Here is a 1492-nt window from a genome sequence, read left to right as displayed (position 1 = left end):
CCTGCTCGGCGGCACGCTGATGGCCGCGGCGGCCTTCGCCGGCTGGCACACGCCGCTGGCACTGCTGCTGCCGATGTGCGTGTTCATGGTGGCGCATGGCATCCACCAGCCCTGCGGGCAAAGCGGTGCGGTGGGCCCGTTTCCGCAGGCGGCCGGCGTGGCCTCGGCCTTGAACGGCTTCATGATGATGCTGGTGGCCTTCGCCGTGGGCCGATGGGTCGGCGCGCGGCTGGACGGCACCGTGTGGCCGCTGGTGCACGGCGTGTGGGCCTGCTCGGCCGCGCTGGCGCTGACCGCCTGGACGCTGGTGCAACGACACGGAGAGCCCCATGCGCCTGCCTGAGACGCTGCCCTGCATCGCGCTGGCCGGCCCCACCGCCTCGGGCAAGACGGCGGGCGCACTGGCGCTGGCCGCATCGCTGGCGCCGCATTGCCCGGTGGAGATCGTGAGCGTCGATTCGGCGCTGGTGTACCGCGGCATGGACATCGGCACGGCCAAGCCGACGCCCGCCGAACTGGCCGCGGTGCCGCACCACCTGATCGACATCCGCAACCCGTTGCACGCCTACAGCGCGGCCGAGTTCGTGGCCGACGCGAGCCGCCTCATCGCGCAGATCCGCGCCCGCGGCGCGCTGCCGCTGCTGGTGGGCGGCACCATGCTGTACTTCAAGGCCCTGCTGGACGGCATCGACGACATGCCGCCCGCCGACCCCGCCGTGCGCGCCGAGCTGGAGGCCCAGGCCGCCGCCATCGGCTGGCCCGGCATGCACGCCGAACTGGCCCGCGTGGACCCGATCACCGCCGCGCGCCTGGCACCGGCGGACAGCCAGCGCATCCAGCGCGCGCTGGAGGTGTGGCGCATCGCAGGGCAGCCGCTGTCGAGCTTTCATACGATTAAAAAAGGAGCAGAAGACGGCGCCAATACGGCGGTGGATGCCCTTTTCTCTCTGGAGCCCGAAGACCGCGCCTGGCTGCACGGGCGCATCGCCCAACGCTTCGACGCCATGCTGGACGCGGGCTTCGTCGATGAAGTGCGCCGGCTTCGGGCGCGCGGCGACCTGCACCCCGACCTGCCCTCCATGCGCTGCGTGGGCTACCGCCAGGCCTGGGAGGTGCTGGATGCCGAGGCGGCCACCGGCACGCTCGATGTGGCAGGCCTGCGCGAACGCGGCATGGCCGCCACCCGCCAGCTTGCCAAGCGCCAGGTGACCTGGCTGCGCAGCATGCCGGCACGCCACGCCATCCCCTGCGATGCCCCCGGCGCCACCGAACGGCTGGTGCAGGCCGTGCACCGGCGGCTGGCCGACGAGGCCGCGGCATGAGCGCCGCACCGTCCAGTACCGCCGGCTCCGCGAACGCCGTGCTGCGCGTCGAACAACTGGGCAAGCGCTACGGCGAGGCCGACGTGTTCGCGCAGGTGGACCTGGCCGTGCACCCGGGCGAGTTCGTGGCCATCGTGGGCGAATCGGGCGTGGGCAAGTCCACGCTGCTC

The 1492-nt window shown here is 72.7% G+C and carries 2 protein-coding genes and 1 pseudogene; all 3 read left to right on the top strand.

Features of this window, described 5'->3' with window-relative positions:
• Positions 1–343: pseudogene (locus AC27IQ_RS24450) on the top strand (Bcr/CflA family drug resistance efflux transporter); the annotation flags it as partial.
• Positions 330–1322, top strand: a complete 993-nt coding sequence (gene miaA, locus AC27IQ_RS24445; protein WP_487091125.1) for a tRNA (adenosine(37)-N6)-dimethylallyltransferase MiaA — start codon at positions 330–332, stop codon at positions 1320–1322. The pseudogene AC27IQ_RS24450 and the gene miaA, both read left to right, overlap by 14 nt.
• Positions 1319–1492 (top strand): ATP-binding cassette domain-containing protein (locus tag AC27IQ_RS24440; RefSeq protein WP_487091127.1); only part of this gene is annotated, 174 nt, incomplete at its 3' end. The genes miaA and AC27IQ_RS24440, both read left to right, overlap by 4 nt.

Source organism: Acidovorax sp. KPB24-07, assembly GCF_057543315.1.
The sequence above is the reverse complement of the archived record's forward strand: the minus strand, read 5'-3'. Positions and strand labels throughout refer to the sequence as shown.

What these genes read in the sequence shown, in the direction of transcription:
- miaA (WP_487091125.1), top strand. Translation starts at nt 330, where the DNA reads ATGCGCCTGCCTGAGACGCTGCCCTGCATCGCGCTGGCCGGCCCCACC.